This is a genomic window from uncultured Thiodictyon sp., assembly GCF_903946935.1.
Taxonomy (GTDB): domain Bacteria; phylum Pseudomonadota; class Gammaproteobacteria; order Chromatiales; family Chromatiaceae; genus Thiodictyon.
Genome location: NZ_CAJAXH010000164.1, coordinates 1 through 2,003 on the forward strand (window position 1 = coordinate 1; position 2,003 = coordinate 2,003).

Genomic DNA, 2,003 nt, shown 5'->3' on the forward strand with positions numbered 1-2,003 from the left:
ATAGCTTGGTGTAGAGTGGGTTGAACTCGGCACCCCCGGTGCCGGCAAAGCTGGGGTGGGACACCAGCATCAGGGTGGCCACCAACGCCAGCAGGCCGAGGGCCATCAGCGTGGTGTGTTGTCGGGGCGAGAGCCCCAGCTGGAGTGCTTGTGGTTTCATACGCGAGGTCGTGGACTGGTCGGCGTAGCTCCAGCGGGTTGGGGCCACCTCCACATACACCGTCGCCGGCGCGTGCAGATCGCCCTTGTCGTCCTCCCAGGCCGCCAGCCAGACGGCCATGGTGGTGGACGACACCCGCGTGGGTGCGAATTGCGCGGGGCGTTGATCCGGCCCGGCGACCATCGGGCCTGGGTGTTGGAACGTGGCGCAGCCGGCCAGGGTGCCGAGCAGGGTGAGCGCAACGGCCATCCCGGTTCGCTTCATAGGAAACTCCCGTTGTTGTTGGTGGTACTGATGGCGCTCGGGCGGCGTTCCGACGCGGGCGGTGGGCCTGCACCGTCCGTCAGGCGGTAGATTTCGGAAGTGGGCAGGCACAGTGGCCGACTGGGGAAACCAGGGCAGGCGAATTGCGCGTTGTCGCTGGCGCAGCCGGGCAGTGTCGCCAGCGGGGACACGGCGACCAGCAGCCAGAACCATCCGGCGCGCCTCACTGCCCGCCCTCCCCTGCCTTGGGCGTTCCGGTCGGGGTGCCGGCGAGCCAACCGATTAGGTCGTCCGGGCGGCCCTGGTGGATGCGGCCGTCGGGCGCGATCACGAAGGGAGTGCCCCTCACGCCGAACATCTGCGCCGTGATCAGGGTGCGCTGGGCCGTCTGCTGTCCGCAGGTACCCGTCGCCACCGGCACGTCGGCGCGGTGTTCCAGCAGTGCTGCGAGCGCGGCGGCACGGTCGGTGGTGGCCAGGCAGTGCAAGGCCAGCACCTCGGACTGGGAGTCCTCGGCGATGGGCAAAGCGATCAAGCGGAACCGATAGCGGTCCGCGAGCGACGCCAGGTCCTTGAAGAAGGCGGCGCAGTGCGGGCATTGCGGGTCGACGAAGGCCACAACATCAGGACCCGTGCCGAGATCGAGCGCACCCAGGTCGGCAACGTCGAGTTTCAGGTGCTTCAGATCGATGCGCCCGGCCAGGTCCTCGGCCTGGGCGAGCGAGGTCAGGGCCACGCCGTGCCACAGGTCGTAGGCCTTGCCCCGGACCACGTAGCGCCCGGTGTCGGACATGAAGATGAGTTGCCCGTCGTTGGTCTCGACGGCCTGGAGGCCACCGACGGGTAGCCGGGCCATGCGACGGATCGCGGTGTCGCTGCTGCCCAGGATCGTGCCCAAGGTGGCGGCGGGCTCGGCCCAGAGGGCATGGGGCGGCGCGGCAAGTGCCACGGCGAGAAGCCCTGAAAACCTGGAGAAGCGCATTGGCGGAGACCCGGACCGGCTGTAAAGGTGCCGTCAGGGTGCCCGATCAGGGGGGATGGGTGTGATAGCTGAAGGTTCGGTTTTGTGGGGGGAATGCGGGAAGTGGGGGTACTGCCGCGCACCCGAACGCCCGGGGCCATGGAGACTGGGCACTTTCGTTGTTGGGACTGGGCTCCGCCGAACCAAGGGGCTCAACCCTCCGGGCGGGCTCCCCGAGGTGCGAGCTGGGTCACTAGCAGCCTGTCGGACTTGATGGCGTAACCGATTGATTAAACAGGAAAACGACTTTTTGGCGCAAAAGAGGAAACTCTTTGCATTCAATCGGTTGCATCACTAAGTCCGACAGCCTGCTAGCAAAGAGCGCGACCGACACAAGGAGCCTGCTGGGCGCGGTTCGGACGGTGCTTTGAGACCGCCAGCGCTGCGCGATCAACTGGCCGCGGCATAAGGCCGCAACACCTCGGGATGCTCAACCGCCAGCCGTGCCACCAGCAGCGCACTGCCGGGGGGCGGAAAGCGCCCCTGCTCCCAGTCGCGCACGGTGCCGACCGGGGTTTGCAGCAGCCGGGCAAAGGCCGGTTGGGACAGGCCCAAGGC

At 67.6% G+C, this 2,003-nt stretch carries 2 protein-coding genes; both read right to left on the reverse strand.

All coding sequences use genetic code 11. The features are described 5' to 3' along the window. A partial coding sequence (locus tag QZX93_RS14870) for a TraV family lipoprotein (RefSeq protein WP_295394713.1) occupies positions 1–424 on the reverse strand: 424 nt, incomplete at its 3' end. Positions 425–647: 223 nt separating this feature from the next. Next, positions 648–1,373, reverse strand: coding sequence for a DsbC family protein (locus QZX93_RS14875; protein WP_295393151.1), 726 nt, complete (start codon positions 1,371–1,373; stop codon positions 648–650). Between the last annotated feature and the right edge of the window lie 630 nt (positions 1,374–2,003).